Origin of the sequence: Atopobium deltae, assembly GCF_001552785.1 — a bacterium.
In the GTDB taxonomy this organism is placed as follows: domain Bacteria; phylum Actinomycetota; class Coriobacteriia; order Coriobacteriales; family Atopobiaceae; genus Atopobium; species Atopobium deltae.
Window position 1 is genome coordinate 37,440 of sequence record NZ_KQ959483.1, and the last position, 25,230, is coordinate 62,669.

A 25,230-nucleotide genomic window follows, 5' to 3' on the forward strand; every position below is an offset into this window, starting at 1 on the left:
TTCCGCTCATGCGGCACCTCCTTTCACTGCCGACTTCAGTCCTGCGCTTGCAAGAACCTCGTCGGGCAATTCCGCAACCTTATGGTGCGTATTGGGAATTTGCTTGAGGACGGGCAGCACGTCAAAGCCAACATCGGGATGGCTCGAACGCGCCGCAAAGCGATCGCCCGGCGCAAAGTCCACGGGAGAAGGAACGGTACCAGGCACCTGATGCAGGCGACCTGCGCCACCCTCGATCGAGATAACCGAACCCAGAAGGCCGCGGGTATATTCGTGAATGGGGTTGATGAGCAGTTCTTTGGTCGGCGCCTGTTCAATGACTTGACCTGCATACATGACGGTAATATCGGCAGCGACTTCTGCAACCAAGGCGAGGTCATGCGACACGAAGATCATGGCAAAACCGAGCTTTGCTTGCAGCTCGTTGAGCAGTTTGATGACCTGTTTTTGCACCGTCACGTCCAGAGCCGTGGTGGGTTCGTCACAAATCACAAGCTTAGGATCACGCGTCAAAGCCATAGCGATAAGAACGCGCTGACGCTGGCCGCCCGACAACTCATGCGGATAGCTTTCGAGCACGCGCACGGGGTCGAGACCAACCAAGCGAAGCAGATCCTCCGCAGAACGCGTACCACCGCGATCGGTCAGTTGCTTCATCTGAGATTTAATAAGCATCGAAGGGTTGAGCGAGCTCAATGCATCCTGATACACCATTGCAATCTCGTGACCACGCAACTCGTTGTGCTGCTTATCGCTCATCTCGAGCAGGTTTTTGCCCTCATACAGCACTTCACCAGAAATCTGGGCACGCTTATCGAGAAGACCCATGATGGTCAGCGAGGTAATGGACTTACCACAGCCTGACTCGCCTACCAGACCCATGGTCTGACCAGGGCGTACATCAAAGCTCACGTGGTCAACCACGTTGACGTCACCATGACGCGGGAATTTGATGCACAGATCTTTAACGCGAAGCAAGGGTTCCACGCTGTAGTCGGGAACATGCCGGTCATTACGCACCGACTCCACCTTGGCAAGTGCCGTCAAAGCGGCATCCAGGGATTCTGCTTGCGCAGCATAGGCAGCAACGGGGTCGGCCACCAGGCGGTCAGCCTCGCGGACAGCCTCGGGATCGTGATCCTCAACGAGACCAGAAGGCGCGGCGACAAGAGCATCGGTAATGCCTTCGGACAAAATGTTAAGACACAGACAGGTAATCATAATGGCAAGACCAGGATAGAGCGCCTGCCACCAACGACCAGCCAAAACACCCGCACGGGCGTCGGCAATGATGTTACCCCAAGTTGGCATTGGTTCTTGAATACCAGCGGCAATAAAGGTCAGCGATGCTTCGAAGATAATAGCATCGGCAACGAGAGTAACGGCATAGACCATGATGGGTGCAATGCAGTTACGCATGACGTGGCGCCACAAAATCCACGGAGCGCGAGCGCCCGACACAACTACAGCACGCACGTAATCCTCGCCATACTCGCTTACGATGTTCGCACGCACCAGACGGGCAATTTGCGGAATGTACATAAAGCCGATGGAGAAGATAATACCAGGCATGCTGTTTCCCAAAATCGAGACAAATACGGCGGCCAACGCGATGCCAGGAAATGACATGACAACGTCAATGACACGCATGATGATCTCGGAAACCCATTTGCGCGAAACGGCAGCAATAGAGCCAATGATCGAGCCAACGAAGAGCGCGACCGCTGTGGCGCTAAAGCCGATGACCAGCGAATAACGTCCACCGTACAAAATACGCGAGAAGACATCGCGGCCCTTGTCGTCAGTACCAAAGATAAAGTCAGGCGAGGGGGCCTGACGGGCAACGAAGATCTCGAAGGGATTGTGCGGAGCAATAAAGGTTGCAAAAATAGCACTCAGTGCTACCAGCACCAAGACGACAACCGAAATTTTGGAAGATGTGCTCATGTGCTTGAAGCCAGCAAATTTTGCTTTTTTGCGGACCTTCTCTTCCACGTTAAGAGCTTGATTTTTACGCATCTTACACCGTCCTTATCCTTGGATTGATAAGGATGTAGAGCATATCGACCACAATGTTAATGATGATAAACGATAGCGCTACAACAATAACAACGCCCTGTACCAGATTGGGCTCGTTGCCCTGGATTCCCGTGGTGATGGCCGTACCCATGCCAGGGATCGAGAAGACGCACTCAATAACAACGGCGCCTCCGAGTAAATAGCCGATCTTCATACCAAGGGTGGTTACGGGCGTAATAAGCGCGTTACGCAGGACATTTTTTGCAATGACGACACGCTTCGGGATACCCGCACCAATGGCGGTACGCACGTAGTCCTTATCGAGCTCTTCGACCATGGAGGTACGAATAACGCGCGTCAACTGGCCCGTAAGGGGCATGGCCAGCGCCACGGCGGGCATGATCATGCGGCGCCACCAACTCACGCTTAAGAAAACGCCAAGAGGACCCGAAGCAGGAAGGACGTGAAGATTTGCCGAGAAGAGCAAGATGAGCAAGACAGCCAACCAAAACGAGGGTGTGGCTAAGGCAAGAATCGAAATAACACGAATCAGCTGATCGGGCCACTGATCACGATACAATGCAGCAACAACACCAAGAACAAAGGACAAAATGGTGCCAATGATAAGACCAAAGAAGGTCAGCTGCATGGTAATCGGTAATGCTTCAGAAATTTTGGCATTGACGGAAGCATTGCTCACGCCGTAGGTTCCTAGGTCACCTTGCATAAAACCACCCATGTAACGCACATAGCGCACAGGTAGTGGATCATCAAGACCATGGGTTTTATGGTATTGAGCGACTGCTTCTGGTGTGACGTTTTCGCCGAGCTGCGAATAGGCAGGGTCAATCGGCGAAAATGACATGAGAACAAACACTAGAAGCGTGGCCCCGAGAACCATAAACGGCAAGGCGATAAGCCTTCGCCCAATGAGTCTCAGAAGATTACTCACCGTGTTGCTCCTCTCTCTTGCACACGTGTTTATGGTGTATACATGGTACGACGCGCCTGACGACGTACATTTTTATTGTACGCCCTGTACCAAAGGTGACATTGTTGACGGCGTACTTTTTAAGCACAAAGGGTCTCGAGCTCCTCGTGGTTCTCGAGACCCTCTTACAAACAAGCTTCTACGTTACGCCGCTATCGCGCATAAGCGTTGGGCGTAACTTCAAACCAAACGCTTATTTAGCTTTTGCGCCAACGGCGTAAACGCCCGTGGTGCTAATGCCGCCGAAGTCGGCGATCTTCTCGGCATAGTAAGCGGTGCTGACCTTCTTGTGCAGGACAGGATACAGAGGTGCGTACTCAGCGATAATATCGAAGCACTTGTTCCACAGATCCTGCTGCTCCTTGCCACCCTTCTGGACAGCCTGAGCCAAGAGGTCCTGAACTTCCTTGCACTTAGGATCGTCGGCCCACTGAGTACGGGTGGTGGTCCAGGTGTTATTACCGTAGTACCAACTCATGAGCAGGTCGGGGTCATTACCGAAGCAGGAAGCGTCACCAGGGGCAAGCGCGATGTCGTAGCTCTGAGGATTTTGGTCGATCGCAGAGTACATAGCGGAAGACTGGTTTTTCTGGATCTCTACCTTAAAGCCGATGGCCTCGAGGTCCTGCTGTACCTGAGCAGACATCGAAACGACAAAGTCGGAGTCGGTGGTCGAAAGCGTGATCTTACCAGGAGTGTAGCCCGCTTCCTTGAGCAGCGCCTTGGCCTTCTCGACATCATGCGTATAAACGGTTGAAGCCTTGTGGTAATTCGTGTGATTCTCAGGCAGGTAGCAGGTCAAACCAGCAGCCTGGCCAGCAAAGGTGTTCTTAATCATCTTGTCAACATCAAGAGCGTAACGGCAAGCCTGACGTACCTTGACGTTGTCGAATGGCTTATGCTTTGCATTCATCATCATGAAGACAAGACCAAAGCCCTGTACCTGATCAACCTTAACGCCGTCCATACCCTTGATGGTATCGACGTCCTCGGCAGGTATGGACTCCATGATCATGTCGGTACCCTCGCTGAAGGCCGTCTTACGAGCGGTTGCGTCAACCTGGACATCCCACTGCATGGTGCCAGCACCCGCAGGATAGGGGCCGTTATATTCTTTATTGGGTTTAGCAATAATTTGCGTCTCGCCGTCGACCTTCTCGTAAGCCCAAGGACCAGAACCAATAGGCATTGCAGTCAAAGTCTTATCGTCAACATCGGCAGGAACAACACGGATGATGCTCAGACGCTGCTTAAGCAGTTCAAAGGGGAACTTCGTCTTAACGGTAACCGTGTTGTCGTCCTTCTTGGTGATGGACTCGATGGGCGAAAGCATAGGAATGTAAATGTTGCCTTCGGCGGTTGCACGCTCGAACGACTTCACAACATCCTCGGGCTTAACGGGATTGCCGTTCGAGAACTTCGCGTCTTTGCGGAGTTTAATCTCGAAGGTGGTGTCATCGACTTTTGTGGGCTCATCGTCGGCAGCAAGCTCTTTGTGGACTGAATAGTCACGGAAGTCAATGCCGTATAGACCCTCAACAACATGCCAGTTGGTACCACAGGCTAATGCGGAAGAGGTGTTTGAAGGGTGGAAGTTCTTTGTCTTGTAGGCAGCGGCAATGGTAATGGTTGCATCCTTATTTGCCTTAACCTCCGAAGCCTTCTCGGCGGGTTTTCCACAGCCAACCAAGCCAAGGCCCAGCAAAGCGGCCGCAGAGGCGGTTGCACCAAGGAACGAACGACGAGTCATACCAGCATTCTGAAGCATCGGTTGATCTCCAATCTCGAGTACGACGCACGCAACACCAGTTGTCGCGTGCTTGTGTAATACCTTGCAACTCAAGATAAATACTACTGATAAACGCAAACTGATACACCAAAAAACGCTCTGTTAATCGCCGAACGGGTTAAAACGCTCGATACATGGTAGGCAGTATTGAGATTTTTTGAAAAATTACACTAAAATTAGCTTATTTTATGCACGGGCAACTGAAATATTAGTTTGTAAAAACACGGCGGTGCTGGATCAAATCGGCGTAAATTTCTGTAAATTTTCGCGCGAGCGGCAAAAATTTGACCTGTTTTGAGCAACATATATTACAAGTTTTTTGGGAATTTCCCCGTATGTCCTGCTCAAATGCAAATTTTGTAAAAACTGGTATACCGTGTTGGTGCTGGTCAGCGGCGCTGGCGAGAAGATCGGCTGGCTGCACGGTGGCGCAGTGCAGCCAGCGGCAGACGTAACATAAGTCGTCCGTGAGCACATAGACGATCTGGCAAAAATATGAAGCATATACTTTGCTATGATGCAAGATATATATCGTTTATGCGTTAATCCATATGTCTACGCATCAGAACATCCATCAGTCCACGCTTGGTCCGCATGCCAACAAGAAGGAGCACCATTGTCAGCAAAATCCTATGATGTCGTCGTTGTGGGAAGTGGCATTGCTGGCTGCGTTGCAGCCATCGCCGCAGCGCAAGCGGGAGCTCGTGTAGCGCTTTGCTGCGCAGGCAAACTCTTTGGTGGCTCGAGCTTCTTTGAAGGGACCTGGGGACTCGGCCTTATCGCTCCCGAAAATACTGCCGATGAGCAGGACTTATGTCAAACCATAACAAAGGTAGGCGAAGGCGTAGTTGACAAGGATTTGGTTTGCTGCTTCGTGCATAATATTGCGCCAACACTTGAGTGGTTGCAGCATGATTGTCACGTGAGCTTGCGTCATGCAAGCAAGGGCAAAACGCAACAGCGCGACTATCTCCCCTGCTTCGATCACAAACACCGAGCCTGGTATGGCTTGGAACACGATGTGCTAAAAACGGGGTTTGAGCAGCAATTTTCGTTGTTGTCGATCGAGTGTTATGCTCATTTGTCCCTCGTGGATATACAAACCTGCAGCAACGATGACGCAGATGACGATACTTCAGACGGCAACGGCGCTTCTGGCACTGATAACACTTCTGGTGAGAAGATCTGCGGCGTCGAGCTGTACGATCTTATCGGCAAGCGCTTTGTACACTTTGCTTGCAGCAGCGTTGTGCTCGCAACGGGAGGCTTTGGCGGGCTGTTTAGTCCTACCTTGACGCAGCCCGACGTGCTTTCGGTGGCGCACAGTATTGCGCTGATCCGCGGGGCAAACCTCGTGAACACTGAGTTTATGCAGTTTATGCCTTGTATTGTGAAGCCCGTGCGCGGCCTTATTTTTAACGAGAAGACCTTTAAATATGCACACCTCAGCGCGGGTGCAGGAGAGATACGGGACGAGTCCGAGACGCGAAGCAGCTCCGAGACACAACTCGAGCCTCAGACACAGGACGGCGAAGGTGGCAACGCTTTATACGATCCTCTGCACGATGCGCGACTGCTTGATCAGCGTTCCGAACACGGGCCCTTCTCGGCACGCTTAGATGATGCGGCTATTGATCTTGCTATCGACGGGTCGACGACACGTACGGCACAGGTGCATTATGAACTACCTGTACAGCTTCCAGAATTTATGCAGACCTATTTTTCGTGGTTGCAAACAACAGCCCAGGTCAAACCTGGTGATCCGCTCGAAATAGCCCTGTGGCCCCATGCCTCAAGCGGAGGCCTATTAATCGATACACAAGCGCGCTGTGTTGGTGGTCCTACGGGATTGTACGCGGCAGGTGAATGCTGTGGTGGCATGCATGGAGCTGATCGCTTGGGAGGACTTTCGAGCGCAAATGGCCTCGTGTTTGGACGTATTGCAGGGGCTGCAGCAGCGGCGCATGCGCGAGTCATCGCACATGCGCAGACTGCAATGCAAAAGCAGATGCAAAAGCTTCCTGATCGAGTGCTGCCTCAGCGAGCGCGGGCTCAACAATACCTGCAACAAATTCGCAAATGTATGCAACGCTACGCTGGCATACGACGTTGTGCCGAGGAACTGCAGCACGCGCAATCCACACTTGAGAAACTCAGAGCACAGATGAACGCATCACTCGTACCAGCTGATCAGGCTTCAATTGACCAAGCCTCAGTCGAGCAAACCTCAGCAGGTGAGCACCCAACAAAACACATCAATGAACTGCGATATGACACCATTCTGTGCTACAACCTCTTGCAAGAAGCACTTCTTGTGCTGCACGCCATGAGCTGGCGTGCCGAGAGCCGTGGCAGCCATTACAGAAGTGACATTCCCCATAAGCTGAAGCGTTTTGAAGGTATGCAAAAGGTTTTTCTTGACCCACGCGACCACGCAATCATACGCTCTGAACTTCTCGACAGGGCATAAAGAAGCGCGGTAACAGCCGCCACGTCAGCTGACCAGCTCATGCATCGGCCACTGGGACGAATCAGCCGCCCAGATACGCCTTTTGTACGCGCGGATCATCCAGCAGCTCGTGCGCATCACCGCTCATCGTAATGTTGCCCGTCTCGAGCACGTAGGCGCGATGCGCGACCGACAAAGCCATGCGCGCGTTTTGCTCAACGAGCAAAATCGTAGTGCCCTGCTCATTGAGCATGCGAATGATGTCAAAGATTTCCTTTACCAAAAGGGGCGCCAAACCCATGGAGGGTTCGTCCAGCATGAGTATTTTTGGACGAGACATCAACGCGCGACCCATGGCAAGCATCTGCTGCTCGCCACCCGAAAGCGTACCCGCACGCTGGCCTTTGCGCTCACGCAAACGCTCGAAGCGCTCATAGACTCGCTCCATGGTCTGCTGAGCTTCATCGGGGTTGCGTGTATACGCTCCCATCTGAAGATTTTCCTCAACGCTCAGTTGGGCAAAAATGCGACGGCCCTCGGGACACAGCGCCAAGCCCTTCGACACCATCTGATGCGTCGGTACCCCTACCAGCGACGTTTTTTCAAGCTCGATCGTGGCTTGCTGTGGACGCAAAAGTCCTGCAATGGTATTAAGCGTCGTTGATTTACCCGCACCGTTGGCGCCAATAAGGGTGACAACCTCCCCTTCATGCACGTCAAATGAGATGCCTTTAACCGCATGAATGGAGCCATAATACACATGCATATCGTGTACGTGTAACAAAACCATGATTTATGCCTCCTCCTGCTTGCCCAAGTACGCCTCAATAACGGCGGGGTTCGCTTGAATATCGGCTGGGGTTCCCTTTGCAATAATTTTGCCGTAATTCACCACGACGATGCCTTCGCAAATACCCATGACCAGATCCATATCATGCTCGATGAGCATGATCGCAATCCCAAAGCGATCGCGAATTCCGACGATCGTATCCATTAACTCGGCGGTTTCGGAAGGATTCATGCCCGCCGCTGGCTCATCAAGCAACAGCAGCTTGGGGTTTGTAGCCAACGCACGCACAATTTCCAGACGACGCTGAGCACCATAAGGCAGCGCACCTGCAGGTACATCAGCCATAGTATGCATGGCAAAAATACGAAGCAGCTCGTCAGCACGCGACGCAAACATACGCTCGCTTGACCAGTGGTGTGGTAGGCGAAAAATGCCCGAAAACATCCCGCTTTTTACCTGATTATGCAGACCCACCATGACATTCTCGGCAACGGTCATTGTCGAAAATAGGCGAATGTTCTGGAAGGTTCTTGCAATACCCAGCTTATTGACCGCCGCAGGATCCACGCCCTGGGTATCGTGTCCGTCGAGCATGATGGTGCCACGCGTGGGCTGATACACCTTGGTTAGCAGGTTAAACACCGTCGTTTTACCAGCACCATTGGGGCCAATAAGGCCAGCGATTTCGGTTTTGCCTACGGTCAGATTAAAGTCATCCACCGCCGCTAGACCGCCAAAGCTAATGCCAAGGTGGCGGCATTCAAGCGCGGGCGTCAAGTGCACATCGCGCTCAGGCACGATACTGTCGGAGGGCACGGGCACCATTTTGGTAAACAGACCATGGTTCTTGCTTGTGAGCTGTGTAGTCGTGCCGCGCTTGCTCGTATCGCGCTTGCTCGTATCGCGTTTACTCATGCGCATCACCCTCTTTCGCTTGTGACCCAGCTACCGCTGCTTGCAGCGCCGCTGCTTGCGACCCTGTCTGTGCCGCCACTGCACGGCGCCGCTCCAGCCGCAGTCGCGTAAGCATGCGTTCGCGCCAGGCCTTCAGCTGTTCGTTATTGCCAAGCAACATGGCAAAAATGAGTACGACTGCATACAGCAGCATGCGCCAGTCCGCCAAAAAACGCAGTGCCTCGGGTAACACCGTCAACACCGCCGCCGAAATTATCGACCCGCGAACATTGCCCATGCCGCCGAGTACAACAAACACCAAGATCATGATGGAAAGATTAAAGTCAAATTTCTTCGGCACAATGGACGAGAAGTTCATCGCATACAGCGCTCCCGCCATACCCGCCAACGCAGCCGAAACCGCAAATGCCATGAGGCGATACTTCGTTGTCGAAATGCCTACCGACTCGGCAGCAATGCGATTATCACGAATTGCCATAATTGCACGTCCGCTGCGCGAATGGATGAGGTTGAGCACCACAAACAAACAGAACAACACCAGTATCAAGCCCATAAAAAAGGTCGACGCCTTGGTGATACCGCTTGCTCCCTGAGGCCCATTGATAAGCAGCGCGCCTCCTTCCATACCAAGCGCCTTGGTGCTTTGCAGCGAAACGTGCAGACCGTTCTTATCGATACCAACGTATAAATTGTTCAACACATTTTTGATAATCTCACCAAAAGCCAAGGTCACAATAGCCAAATAGTCGCCACGCAGACGCATGACGGGAATGCCAACGCCCACGCCCACAAGGCCCGCAAGAACACCAGCAATGATCATCGTAAGCACCAGTCGCACACCCGTATCGGGGACCAAAGGCGCGAGTAAGGCCATCACTACCACGCCCGTAAAGGCGCCAACACTCATAAATCCTGCGTGGCCCAAGCTGAGCTCACCCGAAATACCCACGACGAGGTTAAGTGAAACAGCCATGACAATGTACACGCAAATGGGAACCATCTGTCCTGCCAGCGCAAAGGAAATCACCTTCGTGCCAATCAGAACCTGCACCACCACATAGGCAAGCACGACCATGGTGTAGGTGACAAGATTTCGTTTGGTACTGCGTGAACACGCGAGAAGACCGCGTATGCCAGACACGCGGGTCTTTTCGGCAGCGGCGGGCTTCTCGCCAGGCACCGTATTACGCTTCAATTCAGCCATACGCTACACCTTCTCGGAAACCATTTTGCCCAACAGACCTGCTGGTTTGAGCAAAAGAACGACGATCAACACGGCAAACACGATGGCGTCGGCAAGCTGCGTAGAAATATAGGCTTTCGAGAAGATCTCGATGACGCCCAGCAAAATGCCACCCAGCATCGCACCTGGAATGGAGCCAATACCCCCTAAGACCGCAGCAATAAAAGCCTTGATACCAGGCATTTGTCCCGTTGTAGGCATAAGCGTGGGATATGCCGAGCACAAAAGCACGCCCGCAATGGCTGCAAGGCCCGAACCAATGGCAAACACCATCGAAATGCTGCCGTTAACATTAATGCCCATGAGCTGCGCGGCATCCTTATCTTCTGACACGGCACGCATGGCTTTGCCGAGCTTCGTCTTTTGAGTAAAGAGTGTCAGTGCCGCCATAATCACCAGGTTGGCCACCACGGTCACCAAGCTCACCATATTGATGGAAACCTGCCCACCAAAGAGCATGAGGGGCGGACCCTCTACCACCGAGCTAAAGGTCTTGGGGTCGGATTTCCACACGAGCAGGGCAAAATTTTGCAGCAAGTAGCTCACGCCAATAGCGGTGATAAGGACATCGAGCGATGAAGCATTACGCAGGGGTTTATAGGCGAGTTTCTCGATAACAATGCCCAAAAGCGTACAGACCACGACCGACGCCACCACCGCGCCCGCAGGGTGTACACCTAGGTAAGCCATCAAACAATAGCAGGTATATGCACCGATCATGATGACATCGCCGTGGGCAAAATTAAGCATTTTAGCGATGCCGTAGACCATGGTATAGCCCAGGGCGATAATGGCATACACGCTGCCCAGCGAGATACCATTGATCATATGAGATATAAGTCCCATGGACACTCCTCTCCAAAGTACGTCAAAGTAGCGTTTGTCAATATTTGTATAGAGTTTGCTTTTCGTATAAGGAATGATTGGCGTTAGGAATGATGATTGCGGCAGCTCACGCACGCGTTTGTTTGTGAGCCACCGCAACAAATTACAAATTGTCATTCCTCACAAAGGGGTTAGTGCGTAAAACTACAGGCCGTAAGACTACATGCCAACGTATGCGCCGTTTTTAATGACCATACCCTTTGGCTTTTTGGAGACTTCGCCCGTATCTGACCAGGTCATACCCGTGCCCGTCAGGCCGTCGTAGCTAAAATCGGAAGCGGTAATGGCCCCGATGAGCTTATCGCAAATCGTTTTGGCATCCATGTCGGGCGTGACGCCGGACTTCTCGATGGCCTTTTTCACGACGTAGACGGCATCGTAGGCGTCCGCCGCAAACTGCGTGGGAACGCTGCCGTACTGCTCCTTATAAGTTTTGACAAAAGTCTTGGTCTTCTCGTCAGTCGCATCGGCCGTAAAGAGAGTCAAAAGCATGACGCCCTCGGCGAGACTGGTGTCGAAACCCTCGAGCGTCAGAAGGCCATCCAAGCCGTCGACGCCAAAGAACTGCGGTGCGTAGCCCATGGTTTTTGCCTGCGTCAACACCAACGAGGCTGGCTGATAATACATGGGCATGAAGAGAAAATCGGCGCCCGCGTCCTTGGCCTTGTTGAGCTGGACCGAAAAATCGGTGGCTGAATCATCAGTAAAACTCGTTTCGACAACGACGGTCAAACCGAGCTCCTTGGCCTTCACCATAAACTTTTTGTAAACGCCCGTAGAGTAGACGTCGGAGTTGTTGTAGAGCACCGCAATTTTAGTAGCGAGCTTTTTGTCGGCAATATATTGGGCCGAAGCGCTTCCCTGGTTGGGGTCAGTAAAGCACATCTGGAAGACATTTTTCTTGCGCTGCACCGAAACGTTGCCATCTGCGTCGGGCTGACCTCCAATGACGTCAGTACCCGATGACGAGGGGGTTAACATAAACATGTTGTCCGAATTGGCCTCGGAGCTAACAGCAATGGACGAGGTCGTGGTGGTGGCACCAACAAAAATTTGCATGCCCCAATCCTTCAGATTGTTGTAGGCATTCACCGTTTTTTCGGCATCGTTTTCGTCGTCCTGATAATTCAAATCAAACTTGATGCTACCTGCGGCTTTGTTGATCTCGTCGATAGCCACCAAGGCGCCCTGCTTGGTTGAGGCACCATAGATAGCTGCAGCCCCCGTGATGGGACCCGTCGAGCCGAGCTTAAAGGCACCTGTTTGCGAAGAGTTGGATTTTGTGGATGCGCACCCCGCTAGATTTAGTCCCGATAGACCCAAAATGCTAATGACGCCCGAAGTTCCAAAAAGTTTGATGCAATTTCTTCTCGAAATGTAAGTACCATTCATCGTTCTTTCCTCCTTCGAACGTCGACAATAAGGTGCGCGTACGGCGTAAGCGCACATACAACCATGCGCCTGCGTGAAGCGTTGCCCCTGCTTGCAAAGAGGCACGCAAATGTCTACAAAACGCATAAAAGATATTCTCTAGTTTTTAGCGAGAAGATGCATCAAAAATGAGTAAAAAGAAACAATAAAGAAACGAAGCTGCATAGAAACTGTCATTCATGAGGGGATTTTATATGTTTTAACGCATACGCCTTGGCTTTATGAAGCGCTCAAGCATGGCGCGCAAAAAGTGTGCCTCGGGGAAGTTGCGCAAATACGCAAAGCCAAAACTCACAATAAGCGTCGGGATGCCCGCGACGGCCAGGGTCGCCAAAGCCGTTAGCGTAGTGTTGCCAAAGCCTATTGCCTGCAATATCCACAGCAGTGCAGCTCCCACCATACTACCAACGCAGCCAATCAGCACAGCGCGTCCAAAACCAACTACAATGCTCGTAAGACCGATGCCCGACAGACGCTGGCGCAAATACCAAAATACAACAGCATCAACGATAATAAAGAAGATGAGCGAGCTAATGGCAACATTCGCCAAGCCAAATTGCTCGGTTAAGAACAGACACTGCAGCACCTGTATGATGCTCGCAGCAACAGACGCCCACATTAACACACCCATCGCGCGCAAAGACGAACATACTTTTTGCAAATAGGTGCACACCCCATAAAAAGGTAGCGATAGGCCCAAAAAGATGATGTATTGCGTTAGATACAGTGAGTCAGCAGCACCAAAGTGACTTGCACCCAAAGCTAACGACAAGGGCCGTGCAAACACCACCAAATACATCATGCACGGCACCAAAAAGAACAGAATCTGACTCGTACCTGCACATACACCGTGCTTGTACTTTTTCATGTCATTATGAGCAACCGCGTCCGACAACTCCGTAAACATGGCGACCGTAATGGGAATCGCAAAAATGGAATACGGCAGCGTAAACCACAGGCGCGCGTAATATGCAATGGAGGCGCCCGCTGCCGTGACCGAAAGCGAGCTTGAGGTTTGCACCGACGTGGTTACAAAATTACCAGCCGTAAGTAGCAGAGAAGGAACGCCAATTGCAAGCGTTTCTTTGAGAGCTGGGTCGTGTAAATTAATGCGCAAATGCAGGCGTACACCTATCTTGTGCAACGCAGGCACCTGCACCAATACTTGCACGGCAACACCTAAGGGATTGCCAATAGCAAGTATGAGCAGCGCAATAAAAGGCTCCGACTGTTGCAACAGCGCATAGAGCACAAAGGATGCTGTACAAATAAAGTTATTAAAGATGGGAGCAGCGTTACTCCATAGGTATTCTCGCTCAGCATTAAGCATGCCCGATAAGAGCGACGAAAGGCCATAGAGCACAATTTCGATAACGAAGAATCTGAAGAAGAGCGTCGTTAGCGGCGCATTAAAATCTTGTCGCGCGCTAAATGATTGCGTCCAAATCACATGCCCCGCAAAAACAAAGCCGATAAGGGCAACGAGGCCCATCAACAGCAGGATGAGTGAGCATAGGTTGGAGGCGTACTCGTTGGCACCTTTACGACCACGTTTTTCTTTTACGGACATATAGACGGGCAAGAAGGCCGTAATAAGCATGCCGCCCATGACCAGTTCATAAAGCTGATTGGGTAAATTATTCGCAACGGTATAGGCGCTTGATACTACTGTGACGCCTAAGGCATAAGCCTGTCCCCAGGTTCTAAAAAATCCCGTAATACGGCTCAGAATGACAAGACCGCTCATGAGTGCCGCAGAAGCACCCACGCTGGCATGTAGCGTTTTGGGAGCGCTCGGATTGGTGGCATCTAGAGCAGCGGTGGGCGCGGCCTCGCGGGATGCGCTGGAGGCAAATTCGTTGGTGACGGCAAGTTCGGCTTTGTCGTAAGAGCTCCTCAGGTGCCTAGGCGCCTTGCGCGGGCGTGTAGCTGCAGTATGTGCTAAATGTTTTCCAGCCATCGTCGCTTACGCTTTCTCTTGTGTAAGATCAGCAAAGTGCCCACCCAAAAACTGCGCCAGCTCCTCGGGATTGAGCTCCAACGAAATGCCACGCTTACCGCCCGAAACGCCAATGCGTTCAAACTGGAGAGCGCTTTGATCAAAACAGGTATAAAACTGCTTCTTCATGCCTATGGGAGAGCAGCCTCCTCTGACATAACCTGTAGTTGCCTCAAGATCGTTCATGGGCAGCATGTGTAATGATTTTTCCTGCACGCTTGCAGCCGCTTTTTTAAGGTCGAGTTCGGCATCGACGGGAATGCAGCAAACCACGTAGCGTTTTGAGGGACTGACAGTCACCAAGGTCTTAAACGCCGCGGCGGGATTTCGTCCCAGTGATTGCGCAATACGCACCCCCACGCCTGTGGATAAGTCTTCGTGTTCAGCATCATAGGTCAAAACGTTATATGTTACGTGCACTCGATCGAGCTCACGCATAGCATTCGTTTTTGCCAACTTTGCTTTTTTTGACACGCTTAACTCCTCATATCCATGCGTGCGCGGTCACGCTCCAGAATGGGTGCCAGATAGCGACCCGTCTGACTGTTGGGCAGTTTTGCGATCTGCTCGGGCGTCCCATATCCAACAATGCTACCACCCGCAGCGCCGCCTTCGGGGCCTAAATCAATAATACGATCGGCAACCTTAATAACATCAAGGTTGTGCTCGATGACAAGCACGGTATTTTTGGCATCGACCAGCTTTTGCAGCACTAAAATGAGCTGGCGTACGTCCTCAAAATGCAGGCCCGTCGTGGGCTCGTCCAAAATGTAGAGCGTTTTACCTGTTTGCTGACGGTGTAGTTCCTTGGCAAGTTTGACGCGCTGCGCTTCTCCTCCCGATAAGGTCGTCGCAGGTTGCCCTAGGTGAATATAGCCAAGACCGACGTCATACAGCGTTTGCAACTTGTTTTTGATGCGCGGAATGTTCGCAAAAAAGGCCAGCGCCTCATGCACAGTCATCTCGAGCACATCCGAAATAGACTTGCCGTGGTAGAGCACCTCAAGGGTTTCTCGATTGTAGCGTTTGCCGTGACACACTTCGCAAGGCACGTAAATGTCGGGCAGAAAGTTCATCTCGATTTTGATTTGTCCATCGCCTTTGCAGGCTTCACAGCGACCGCCCGAAACATTAAACGAGAAGCGCCCTGGGTTGTAGCCACGAGCACGCGATTCTGGCGTCGAGGCATACAGGGAGCGCAGGTCATCCCACAGGCCAATATAGGTTGCGGGGTTGGAACGCGGCGTGCGCCCAATGGGTGCCTGATTAATGTCGATGACCTTATCGATAAGGGCATGGTCCTGCTCGTCATACAGACCTTGTATTGTTTTGTAAGGACCCGTTTGGCGCGACGAATGATGCACGATATTGGTAAGCGCGGGAGCAAGCGTGTCGCTTATGAGGGACGACTTGCCCGAGCCCGAAACGCCCGTCACCACGGTAAAGGTTCCATACTCCACCGAGACACTCACGTTTTTGAGGTTATTGGCGCTCGCTCCCGTGAGCTTCAGCGCACCGCGATGCGGACGGCGGCGCGTTTTGGGAAGCTCGATCATGCGCTCGCCTGTCAAGTACTTGGCTGTTAGCGATTTGTTTTGCTTGATGATTTGCTCTGGCGTGCCGCAGGTGACGATTTTGCCGCCCAACTCGCCCGCGTCAGGGCCCATGTCAATCACGTAATCGGCTGCACGGATGGTGTCTTCATCGTGCTCAACCACAATGACGGTATTGCCTTGATCGCGCAGGGCTTTGAGCGTTTGGATCAGACGGTCGTTATCCCGCTGATGCAAACCAATGGAAGGTTCATCCAAGATGTAGAGAACCCCCATAAGACCAGCACCAATCTGCGTCGCTAAGCGAATACGCTGGGCTTCTCCGCCCGAAAGCGTGTTGGCCGAGCGGCTAAGCGTCAAATAGTCGAGGCCGACATTAACCATAAACTGCAAGCGAGCACGAATTTCGCGAACGATAGCAGCGCCAATAAGCTTTTGGCGCTCGCTGAGCTCAAGGTCATTAAAGAATTGCAGGGCCTGCGTGCAGGACATGTCACAGACCTCTTGAATGTTCTTCTCGCCCACGGTGACCGCCAGATATGCTGGCTTCAAGCGCGCACCATGGCAGCTGGGACATTGCGCTTCCAAAATGTATTTCTCAAAATGGGCGCGCATCGTTTTGGAGCTCGTATCCTGGTATTTTTCGAAGAGAATAGCACGCACCCCTTCGAATTTGGTGAACCACTGCGTATCGCGTCCGTCTTTGGTATGGTAGTCAACCTTGATTTTTTCATCGCCCGTGCCTTCAAGCAGGGCTTGGCGTGTTTTTTTCTTCAGTTTGTTCCACGGCGTGGTGTCCTTCTCGCCTAGGTGCTTGCACACCGCACGCAGAATTTGCGGATAGTAATTGGAGTGCGCAAAGATTGAGCCAAACACGCCTTCTGCAAGCGAGAGCTTGGGATCCTCGATAAGAGCTTCGGCATTGACGATGCGTCTGCTTCCCAAACCGTCGCAGTCGGGGCAGGCGCCATAGGGGGCATTAAAGGAAAAATCACGCGGCTGCAAATCGTCGATGGAGCAACCATGCTCAGGACAGGCCAGTGCGAGCGAATATTGTAATTGCTCCTCGGGGAGCTTCTCGCCAAGCTGCGGATCTTCGCCGGGCAGTAGGTAAAAACTCACACGACCAGCAGCCAAGCGGCACGCTAATTCGGTGGCTTCCACGATACGCCTCAGGGATTTTTCGCGAATGACAATGCGATCAACCACGAGCTCAATGGTGTGCTTATATTTTTTGTCGAGCTTGATTGCTTCGTCGAGCTCAAGAACCTCACCATCGACGCGCACGCGCGAAAAGCCTTCGGCGCGCAGGTCGGCAAACAGTTTGGTGTATTCCCCTTTTCTGCCCAAGACGATAGGGGCGAGTACCAGGGCTTTTCGACTTTGTCCCAAGGCGAGGACCTTATCGGCAACCTGATCGGTCGTTTGCCGTTCGATCACGCGACCGCACACGGAGCAATGCGGAATGCCCACGCGTGCAAAAAGCAGGCGCAAATAATCGTAAATTTCGGTCACGGTACCCACAGTCGAGCGCGGGTTATGACTGGTCGTTTTTTGGTCGATCGAAACCGCGGGCGACAAGCCATCGATGGAATCCAGATCGGGCTTATCCATCTGGCCCAAAAACATGCGCGCGTAGCTCGATAAAGACTCGACGTAGCGGCGCTGCCCCTCGGCGTAAATGGTGTCAAAAGCAAGACTTGATTTGCCCGAACCCGAAAGCCCCGTGATGACGACAAGCTTATCGCGCGGGATGGTCACGTCGATATTGCACAGATTATGTTCACGGGCACCACGAATAACAATCGAGTTTGACGACATACTACTTCCTTACCTGTTGTGCATGCAGTGGAGGTCGCCGAGTCACTGTCGAGAAAACCAGCGACGCCGAGAAGGCCGTCAGGACGACGGCATGGGCATGCTAAGTATGTAGTCTACCCAACAAGGGTCGCAGACTAATCGCTGACCAGTACCTTTATGCAAACCTTGCGAATATGACTTGGTGCTGTGAGAGCGCAACCAGGCTTGTGGGCATCTTCGGGATAGGCAACCACAAATTCATCTGCTTGAAGAGGAACAAGCATGCAGGAAGCGGGCTCGCTGTACAGGCAAAAGTCGGCTTGCTCATCAAATGCCTGTAAGGGCTGGACCTGACTTATATGCGCAATACTTACCAGCTCTTCACCAGCAATCACGTAGTGAATATCGGCATAGCGACGATGAGCTTCATATGCTTTTTCGCTACTCGAAACCGTATCAAATTCTTGAATATTGGCGGTGATGCGATCGCCATCAATGATGTGTACACCCAAAGGCAAACTCGCAAGATCTGCTGTGCGAAGCCAAGTAAACGCTTTCTCAAAACGCGTAGTATAGGCAAGATATTTATGGACATCTTCAAGTCGAGAAACAAGCATGCAATCATCCCTTACAAACAGTTCACGATAGCTACTATAGCAAAAGGAGCCGTAAGGGTCGTGGTAAAAGATGTCACAACGGGTAGAATACAAACTGCACAATACGTTACTACACAGCGCAGATGCTGTTGTTTGTATAAAGTGGGTGTACGTTATGGCTTTATGTAATCACGACCGTCCCATTAGCATGGGGCCGGCCACAGCGCTTGGACAACCAGGTCCAGCAGCTGCAAACGTCACCAATGACTTGTCGGGTGTTCGACATGTCATCGCCGTTGTTTCGGGCAAGGGTGGCGTAGGAAAATCCCTCGTCAGTGGTATCATTGCTACCAATTTGATGCGAGCGCATCAACGGGTTGGTATTCTCGATGCCGATATTACGGGGCCGTCCATTCCAAAAATGTTTGGTCTTACGGGCAAACATGCCACGGGTCTTGGCAATATCATGTTGCCGCAGGTATCTAAACATTCCATCAAAATTATGAGTGCAAATCTGATCCTGAAGGATGAGTCGGATCCCGTTATTTGGCGTGGACCTATTTTGGCGGGTGCCATTCGACAATTTTGGGAAGAGACGAGCTGGGGTGCGCTTGACTGGCTTGTTGTCGACATGCCCCCAGGGACGGGCGACATTGCGCTGACCGTGTTTAAAACGCTTCCTATCGAAGGTGTTGTCGTCGTAAGCACGCCACAAGATTTAAGCCGCATGATCGTGGGTAAGGCCCTCAAGATGGCTGAGCTCATGAAAATTCCTGTGCTGGGGCTGGTAGAAAACATGAGCTTTATCACCTGCCCTTGTTGCGGAACTGCCATTGAGCTTTTTGGTAAGAGCCACAGCGATCAAAATGCGCAGCACTTTGACATCCCTGTGCTGGGTCGTTTGGGCATTGATCCGCGTATTACGCAAGTAGCTGATAAGGGTAAACTGGAAGAAGAGCTTCCTGATGGCTTGCTGCAGGGCGTAATCGATAGGCTGCAAGCACTTGATGAAGCGCCGCAGCAGTCTCGCACGACGCAGGCGCAACAGCCTGCTGAAGCGGCGTCGCATGCAAACCAACATCCGACACAACCCCCTACGCAAGCGTAAGGAGTCCAACCGTGAACGCTACAAAGTCCAGCGTACAAGCAAAACCGCGTGTCCTAAACAAGAGGCGACTGCGCCTTCAGGCCCAGGCAAAAGCTGCAATGCTTGCTCTTGCCCCCTCATACGACCTCGTCATTATTGGCGGAGGTGCTGCAGGGCTTGCGAGTGCTATTTATACCGCAGAACACCAGGTAAAGACCCTCGTTCTCGAAAAGGATTACGAAGTTGGCCGCAGCATCTTAGCAACGGGCAATGGACGTTGTAATTTTTCGAACCTCTACCTCGAGGGTAAGTGCTTCAATGATCCCGACTTTGCAAGCATCACGCTAGGGGCTACTCCTTTGCAAGATATTCTTAGCTTCTTCCGCGAAAGTGGTCTGTTGTGGGCACAAAAAGAAGGACGCCTGTATCCGCGGAGTTTATCGGCAGCCTCTGTGCGCAATGTGTTGGTGCAGCGAGCACAACGCGCTGGCGTTACCTTTGGATGCTGTCGAGAAGTTCGTCGGGTGGCACCGAGTGTCCAGGCGAAACACGGCGCAGATAGACAAGCTGCCACAAACAAGCTCTGGAATTTGGATATCGTATTCACCGTGGACGAAGTTGTGGGAGAGAAGAACAAAACCGCAGTTGCGATATCCAACGACGCAGCCACAAAACAAGTGCAAACCATCCAAGCTAAGCAGCTTATCATTGCGGCGGGAAGAGGTGCGACACAGACAAATCTGTTAGAAAATCTTGCGATTCCCCACATCGCTGCCTCCCCCGTTTTATGCCCCTTGTACTGCGAAGATACGCCACTGATGCAGCTTGACGGAAAACGTTGCACCGCAAAGCTTTCGCTGTATAAAAGCGAGTTCCCTTCAGTTGTGGAAACGGGAGAGCTGCTCTTCCGCTCATACGGTCTTTCGGGTATCGCTATTTTTAATCTCTCACGCCATGCCAGCGAGGGCGATACCATTGAGCTGGATCTTATCCCCGAATATTCAGCGGGCGAAATTAATCAGCGTTTCTTTGAACTAAAACCAGCAGCCATCAGTTTTGATGGCATGCTCGACCCCGCTATTGCACAGGTCGTACAACACATGGCCTCAGAAGCACACGAAACCGATCTTGTGAACTTTGTTAAGCACTTGCGCGTCAAGATTTTGGGCAGAGCTGACTTACAATCCGCGCAGGTCACGCGCGGCGGTTTTGCGACCGATGCCTTTGATCCACAAACACTCGAGGCACACAACTACCCTGGCCTTCATTGCGTAGGTGAGGCGCTCAACATCGATGGTGCATGCGGCGGGTTTAACTTGTCATGGGCTTGGAAGAGCGGACTGGTCGCAGCACAACATGTGTGTAATGCGCTGAAAACGCGCGAGTAGGCATAAGCGAGTGGCACATCTATGATACAAATTGTAAATCTACACCTTGATCCATTCGCGTTTCGAGCTGTGCAGCACAACAGTAACGCATACAACGATGCATCATCTGGACGCACTGAGGAGCACACTGATGGACACGCAGGCGAGCGCGCTGAACTAGCACAACTCAAACGTGCAGCGCTTGCGCATGCTGAGGCGTCTGCCCTACTTGACATACTCGCAGATAAACTCAAGCTTGATCCTCATGAAATCCAACACTTCAAGCTCCATCGTCGCTCGATTGATGCGCGCAAGCGCAACTCGGTTAAACTGCTGTATACGGTGCGTTTTTGCTTGGCCGCAGGTGAAGCTGCCGAGAAGACCCTCGTCGAGCACTATACAAGCGGAGCGCGGGGCGATTCACGACAAAAATCACGACATAAGTCGCAGTCAAAATCGCGATACAATTCACGGCAAAGCTGGCAACTAAGCTGGATGCCGCAGCCACAAGCGCCTAGTTTCGAGAAACTCATTACAACACAAGCTGCGACAGACAAAGTTGTCGAGCCTGCGACCTTCTCGTCAGTCACACCAATACTGGCACCCGAGCTCTCAGACGAGCGCATCGTTGTTGTTGGCGCAGGTTGTGCGGGTCTTTTTTGTGCGCTCACCCTCGCGCATGCAGGCCTAAAACCCATTCTTATCGAACGCGGGAACAACGCCGCGCGACGCACGCTTGACATCAAACACTTTAATCAGACGGGCCAGCTCGACCTCGAAAGTAACATTCAATTTGGTGTCGGTGGTGCGGGGACATTCTCGGACGGCAAGTTGGCAACAGGCACCAAAAGCGCTCTGCATGCGCTTATCACCAAAACCTTTATTGACGCGGGTGCGCCGCACGACATTTCCTGGAACGCGCATCCCCACATTGGAAGCGACATTTTGCCCAACGTCGTGGACACCATCTGCGATCAGATACGCGCGCATGGCGGTGAGATCTATTGCAGTACTAAGGTGACGGAGCTGCTCATCAATCACGGATCCGTGCGTGGCGTGCGTGTGATACACACAAACCCACAGGTAAATGGCACTGTCGAGAAGACCATCGCGACAAGCAAGGTTATCCTTGCCAGCGGGCACTCGGCACGAGACGTGTTCAAAATGCTGGCGCAGCGCAAGGTGTTTCTCGAACGAAAAACCTTTGCTATGGGTGTGCGGATCGAACATCTGCAACAGCACATCAACGAGGCACAATATGGGCGCTTTGCCGATGCGGCCATCCTAGGAGCGGCGCCGTATAAACTCGTTGCACACTTGGATACAAAGCGCAGCGCTTTTTCGTTTTGCATGTGCCCTGGTGGCTATGTCGTCGCTGCTACCAGCGAGAAGAACGCTGTGGTCACCAATGGCATGAGCCTTGCAGCGCGTGCGGGAACCAATGCCAACGCAGGCTTTTTAGCTAATGTCTACCCTGATGATTTACCTGGTGACAGCCCTCTTGAGGGACTGTATTTACAACGCCGATGTGAGCAAGCAGCCTACGAGCGTGGTGGCGGCAGTTATGTTGCACCCGCACAACTTGTCGGCGATTTTATGCAAAAGGTTGCCTCAAGTGCAGCAGGATCCATTGTGCCTACCTATAGCCGTGGGGTGAGCTGGACTTCGTTGGAAGGGTGTTTGCCGACCTACATCACCGATACCCTGCGTAAAAGCCTTCCCCTTATGGAGAAGCGCTTGCATGGTTTTGCCGTGGCAGATGCCGTGCTCACGGGTGTAGAAACCAGATCAAGCAGCCCCATACGCATCACGCGTGATGCCAGCAGTTTCCAAAGCATAAACTGCAAAGGACTCTATCCTTGCGGAGAAGGAGCAGGGTATGCAGGGGGCATTATGAGTGCTGCTACCGATGGTGTTCGTGTAGCGCGGGCCGTCATTCAGGCCGCGCGCGCTTAACGGAGTCGCGACGCAGCGGGCGCTTAACAGAGTTGCGGCGCAGCGGGCGCTTAATGTTTTTTGCGACGACGAGCGTGACTGCGGCGCGTGGCATACTGACTTCCCGAACGCGCGCTCGCACGTAAGCGCTGCAATACATGTTCGGAGCTCGTGCCTTCAAGATACGATTTCACGCGCACCAACTGATCACGCATACCAGCCGCACGTTCAAAGTCCATAGCTTGTGACGCTTCTTGCATTTGCGCCTCGAGCGCAACAAGATATGCTTTTTGCTCATCGGGTGCCAAACTAGCAAATTCCTGCAAGAAGTCATCAAAGGCCTCATCGGTCTTCTCGGCATACGAGGTGTGCGGCACATCGCTCGCAGGCGTAAAGAACTCGCCATTTTTGCGCGAGCGCTGCGACAGATTTTTATCAGCATCGGTAATAAAGCCCGTGACATCCGTGATGGACTTTTTGACCGTTTTTGGCACAATGTGGTGCTCTTTGTTGAATTGCTCCTGCAAGCTGCGACGACGATGCGTTTCGTCAATCGCGACGCGCATGGAGTCGGTGATAACGTCAGCATACATGATCACATGGCCGTTTGCGTTACGCGCAGCACGGCCAATCGTCTGAATGAGCGAACGACGGTTGCGCAAGAAGCCTTCCTTATCGGCATCGAGAATCGCAACCAGCCCGACCTCGGGGATGTCGAGACCCTCACGCAAAAGGTTAATGCCGACCAGCACGTCAATGGTTCCGCGGCGTAGGTCGCCGATAATTTCGACGCGCTTGAGAGTATCGGTGTCGGAGTGCATGTAATTCACCTTAATACCCGCGTCGAGCAGGTGTTCGGTTAAGTCTTCTGCCATGCGCTTGGTAAGGGTGGTAACCAGCACGCGCATGCCCGACGCCACTACGCTGGCAATCTCGGCCTGCAAATCGTCAATTTGACCGCGGATGGGGCGCACGTCAATTTTGGGATCGAGCAGGCCCGTGGGACGAATGATTTGCTCGACCGTTTGCTCGCTGACCGCCTGCTCGTAGTCGCCAGGCGTGGCCGACACATAAATAAACTGGTTAATACGCTGCTCAAACTCATCAAAGCGCAAAGGACGGTTATCCAGTGCGGAGGGCAAACGAAATCCGTGCTCAACAAGGGTGGTTTTTCGCGAGCGGTCGCCTTCGTGCATGCCGCGAATTTGCGGAATGGTGGCATGGCTTTCGTCGATAATGCACACCATGTCCTCGGGAAAATAATCGATAAGCGTGTAGGGCGGCTCACCTGGCCTGCGACCATCCAAGTGACGTGAATAATTCTCGATGCCGTTACAATAACCCATGTTCTCGAGCATCTCGAGATCAAAGGCACAACGCTGCTGAAGGCGCTGCGCTTCGAGCAGACGATTTTCTCGGCGGAGCTCCGCGAGGCGCTGTTGCAATTCCTCGTTGATGCTCGTAAGGGCGTGGTTGATTTTGGGGCGCTCAGTCACGTAGTGCGATGCAGGCCAAATGGGCACCGCATCAAATTCGCGCAGGATGGACCCCGTCGTATTGTCGATCTCGGCGATAAGTTCGATCTCGTCGCCAAAAAAACTGATGCGCAGGGGGTTCTCGGCATAAGGCGGAAAGACATCCACGCTATCGCCACGGACGCGAAACGTACCACGTAGCAGCTCAAAGTCGTTGCGATCGTACTGGATGTCAATGAGATTGCGGATAAAATCGTCGCGCTCGAGAGGTACTTTTTTGTCGACCGTGGGCGCAAGGCCCGCGTAATCCTCGGGGCTTCCGATACCGTAAATGCACGAAACGGAGGCCACAACGATAACATCGCGACGACTCAAGAGATTAGCAGTTGCTTGGTGACGGAGCTTCTCGACCTCTTCGTTAACGGAAGAGTCTTTTTCGATGTAGGTGTCCGAAGCGGGAACATAGGCTTCGGGCTGGTAATAGTCGTAGTACGAAACAAAGTAGACGACCGCGTTGTGCGGGAAGAGCTCCTTCATCTCGCTAGCAACCTGTGCCGCAAGCGTTTTATTGGGCTCCATAATAAGCGTGGGGCGATTGATGCGCTCGATAGTTTTTGCCATCGTAAAGGTTTTGCCCGAGCCCGTCACGCCCAACAGCGTTTGATAGCACATGTGATGGTTAATGCCGTCGGCAAGTTTTTGAATGGCTTGCGGTTGATCGCCAGCAGGTTCGTATTTCGAGACGACCTCAAATTTTGCATCGGAATGCGTGACGCCAAAGCGCCTCAGCTGCGCTCCCAAGTGCTGGCGGCGCGTATGTTCAAAGTCGGCGCGATGCTGCTGGTCGGCGGCGCTATACTGCTCGTCCTTGTGTTGTTCCATAGCAGCACCTCCCCTCACGCTACA

General features: G+C 52.5%; 17 protein-coding genes. 4 read left to right on the forward strand and 13 right to left on the reverse strand.

Annotation, left to right across the window (positions count from 1 at the left end; translation table 11 throughout):
- Nucleotides 1–6: 6 nt before the first annotated feature.
- The 3 genes from HMPREF3192_RS00165 to HMPREF3192_RS00180 form a co-directional block, all read right to left on the reverse strand.
- Nucleotides 7–2,019, reverse strand: coding sequence for a dipeptide/oligopeptide/nickel ABC transporter permease/ATP-binding protein (locus HMPREF3192_RS00165; protein WP_082715480.1), 2,013 nt, complete (start codon nucleotides 2,017–2,019; stop codon nucleotides 7–9).
- Nucleotide 2,020: 1 nt separating this feature from the next.
- Nucleotides 2,021–2,971, reverse strand: coding sequence for an ABC transporter permease (locus tag HMPREF3192_RS00170; protein ID WP_066304315.1), 951 nt, complete (start codon nucleotides 2,969–2,971; stop codon nucleotides 2,021–2,023).
- Between the two features lie 232 nt (nucleotides 2,972–3,203).
- Entirely contained in the window at nucleotides 3,204–4,778 is a 1,575-nt protein-coding gene (locus HMPREF3192_RS00180) for an ABC transporter substrate-binding protein (RefSeq protein WP_066304319.1), read from the reverse strand.
- A 637-nt stretch (nucleotides 4,779–5,415) separates the two neighbouring features.
- Here HMPREF3192_RS00180 and HMPREF3192_RS00185 point away from each other — a divergent pair.
- Nucleotides 5,416–7,269, forward strand: a complete 1,854-nt coding sequence (locus HMPREF3192_RS00185) for an FAD-dependent oxidoreductase (RefSeq protein ID WP_066304320.1) — start codon at nucleotides 5,416–5,418, stop codon at nucleotides 7,267–7,269.
- A gap of 61 nt (nucleotides 7,270–7,330) precedes the next feature.
- Here HMPREF3192_RS00185 and HMPREF3192_RS00190 read toward each other — a convergent pair whose 3' ends face one another.
- From HMPREF3192_RS00190 to HMPREF3192_RS00230, 9 genes are all read right to left on the reverse strand, one after another.
- The gene (locus HMPREF3192_RS00190) at nucleotides 7,331–8,038 is read right to left on the reverse strand and encodes an ABC transporter ATP-binding protein (protein WP_066304321.1); all 708 of its coding nucleotides are present in this window, start codon (nucleotides 8,036–8,038) and stop codon (nucleotides 7,331–7,333) included.
- A 3-nt stretch (nucleotides 8,039–8,041) separates the two neighbouring features.
- Nucleotides 8,042–8,863 (reverse strand): ABC transporter ATP-binding protein, encoded by an 822-nt coding sequence (locus tag HMPREF3192_RS00195; protein WP_066304399.1) that lies wholly within the window; start codon nucleotides 8,861–8,863, stop codon nucleotides 8,042–8,044.
- Between the two features lie 82 nt (nucleotides 8,864–8,945).
- Nucleotides 8,946–10,157, reverse strand: coding sequence for a branched-chain amino acid ABC transporter permease (locus tag HMPREF3192_RS00200; RefSeq protein ID WP_082715482.1), 1,212 nt, complete (start codon nucleotides 10,155–10,157; stop codon nucleotides 8,946–8,948).
- A 3-nt stretch (nucleotides 10,158–10,160) separates the two neighbouring features.
- Nucleotides 10,161–11,042 carry a branched-chain amino acid ABC transporter permease gene (locus HMPREF3192_RS00205; RefSeq protein WP_066304322.1) on the reverse strand — a complete coding sequence of 294 codons (882 nt, stop codon included), beginning with the start codon at nucleotides 11,040–11,042 and terminating at the stop codon, nucleotides 10,161–10,163.
- A gap of 198 nt (nucleotides 11,043–11,240) precedes the next feature.
- Complete coding sequence (locus HMPREF3192_RS00210; protein ID WP_066304323.1) at nucleotides 11,241–12,473, reverse strand: ABC transporter substrate-binding protein; 1,233 nt, start codon at nucleotides 12,471–12,473, stop codon at nucleotides 11,241–11,243.
- Nucleotides 12,474–12,711: 238 nt separating this feature from the next.
- On the reverse strand, nucleotides 12,712–14,472 hold the full coding sequence (murJ, locus tag HMPREF3192_RS00215) for a murein biosynthesis integral membrane protein MurJ (protein WP_066304325.1): 1,761 nt from the start codon (nucleotides 14,470–14,472) through the stop codon (nucleotides 12,712–12,714).
- 6 nt (nucleotides 14,473–14,478) lie between these two features.
- Nucleotides 14,479–14,985: a Cys-tRNA(Pro) deacylase gene (gene ybaK / locus HMPREF3192_RS00220; protein WP_197414512.1), complete on the reverse strand. Its 507-nt coding sequence runs from the start codon at nucleotides 14,983–14,985 to the stop codon at nucleotides 14,479–14,481.
- A gap of 2 nt (nucleotides 14,986–14,987) precedes the next feature.
- On the reverse strand, nucleotides 14,988–17,885 hold the full coding sequence (gene uvrA, locus HMPREF3192_RS00225) for an excinuclease ABC subunit UvrA (protein WP_066304326.1): 2,898 nt from the start codon (nucleotides 17,883–17,885) through the stop codon (nucleotides 14,988–14,990).
- Nucleotides 17,886–18,019: 134 nt separating this feature from the next.
- Nucleotides 18,020–18,481: a NanQ anomerase/TabA/YiaL family protein gene (locus HMPREF3192_RS00230; RefSeq protein ID WP_066304327.1), complete on the reverse strand. Its 462-nt coding sequence runs from the start codon at nucleotides 18,479–18,481 to the stop codon at nucleotides 18,020–18,022.
- A gap of 154 nt (nucleotides 18,482–18,635) precedes the next feature.
- On the opposite strand from HMPREF3192_RS00230, the gene HMPREF3192_RS00235 reads away from it, so the two are divergent.
- The 3 genes from HMPREF3192_RS00235 to HMPREF3192_RS00245 are packed head-to-tail and all read left to right on the forward strand — an operon-like array spanning nucleotide 18,636 to nucleotide 22,870.
- Entirely contained in the window at nucleotides 18,636–19,568 is a 933-nt protein-coding gene (locus tag HMPREF3192_RS00235) for an Mrp/NBP35 family ATP-binding protein (RefSeq protein ID WP_082715483.1), read from the forward strand.
- A gap of 11 nt (nucleotides 19,569–19,579) precedes the next feature.
- Nucleotides 19,580–20,935 carry an NAD(P)/FAD-dependent oxidoreductase gene (locus HMPREF3192_RS00240; RefSeq protein ID WP_066304328.1) on the forward strand — a complete coding sequence of 452 codons (1,356 nt, stop codon included), beginning with the start codon at nucleotides 19,580–19,582 and terminating at the stop codon, nucleotides 20,933–20,935.
- A 21-nt stretch (nucleotides 20,936–20,956) separates the two neighbouring features.
- Nucleotides 20,957–22,870 carry an NAD(P)/FAD-dependent oxidoreductase gene (locus HMPREF3192_RS00245; protein ID WP_231723309.1) on the forward strand — a complete coding sequence of 638 codons (1,914 nt, stop codon included), beginning with the start codon at nucleotides 20,957–20,959 and terminating at the stop codon, nucleotides 22,868–22,870.
- 50 nt (nucleotides 22,871–22,920) lie between these two features.
- Here HMPREF3192_RS00245 and uvrB read toward each other — a convergent pair whose 3' ends face one another.
- Nucleotides 22,921–25,206 (reverse strand): excinuclease ABC subunit UvrB, encoded by a 2,286-nt coding sequence (uvrB, locus tag HMPREF3192_RS00250; protein WP_082715484.1) that lies wholly within the window; start codon nucleotides 25,204–25,206, stop codon nucleotides 22,921–22,923.
- Between the last annotated feature and the right edge of the window lie 24 nt (nucleotides 25,207–25,230).

Excerpts from the sequence above, each read along its gene's own strand:
- HMPREF3192_RS00165 (WP_082715480.1), bottom strand. The coding sequence starts at position 2,019 with ATGCGTAAAAATCAAGCTCTTAACGTGGAAGAGAAGGTCCGCAAAAAA.
- HMPREF3192_RS00180 (WP_066304319.1), bottom strand. The coding sequence starts at position 4,778 with ATGCTTCAGAATGCTGGTATGACTCGTCGTTCGTTCCTTGGTGCAACC.
- HMPREF3192_RS00190 (WP_066304321.1), bottom strand. The coding sequence starts at position 8,038 with ATGGTTTTGTTACACGTACACGATATGCATGTGTATTATGGCTCCATT.
- HMPREF3192_RS00195 (WP_066304399.1), bottom strand. The coding sequence starts at position 8,863 with ATGGTGCCCGTGCCCTCCGACAGTATCGTGCCTGAGCGCGATGTGCAC.
- HMPREF3192_RS00200 (WP_082715482.1), bottom strand. The coding sequence starts at position 10,157 with ATGGCTGAATTGAAGCGTAATACGGTGCCTGGCGAGAAGCCCGCCGCT.
- HMPREF3192_RS00205 (WP_066304322.1), bottom strand. The coding sequence starts at position 11,042 with ATGGGACTTATATCTCATATGATCAATGGTATCTCGCTGGGCAGCGTG.
- HMPREF3192_RS00210 (WP_066304323.1), bottom strand. The coding sequence starts at position 12,473 with ATGAATGGTACTTACATTTCGAGAAGAAATTGCATCAAACTTTTTGGA.
- murJ (WP_066304325.1), bottom strand. The coding sequence starts at position 14,472 with ATGGCTGGAAAACATTTAGCACATACTGCAGCTACACGCCCGCGCAAG.
- uvrA (WP_066304326.1), bottom strand. The coding sequence starts at position 17,885 with ATGTCGTCAAACTCGATTGTTATTCGTGGTGCCCGTGAACATAATCTG.
- HMPREF3192_RS00230 (WP_066304327.1), bottom strand. The coding sequence starts at position 18,481 with ATGCTTGTTTCTCGACTTGAAGATGTCCATAAATATCTTGCCTATACT.
- HMPREF3192_RS00235 (WP_082715483.1), top strand. The coding sequence starts at position 18,636 with ATGGCTTTATGTAATCACGACCGTCCCATTAGCATGGGGCCGGCCACA.
- HMPREF3192_RS00245 (WP_231723309.1), top strand. The coding sequence starts at position 20,957 with ATGATACAAATTGTAAATCTACACCTTGATCCATTCGCGTTTCGAGCT.
- uvrB (WP_082715484.1), bottom strand. The coding sequence starts at position 25,206 with ATGGAACAACACAAGGACGAGCAGTATAGCGCCGCCGACCAGCAGCAT.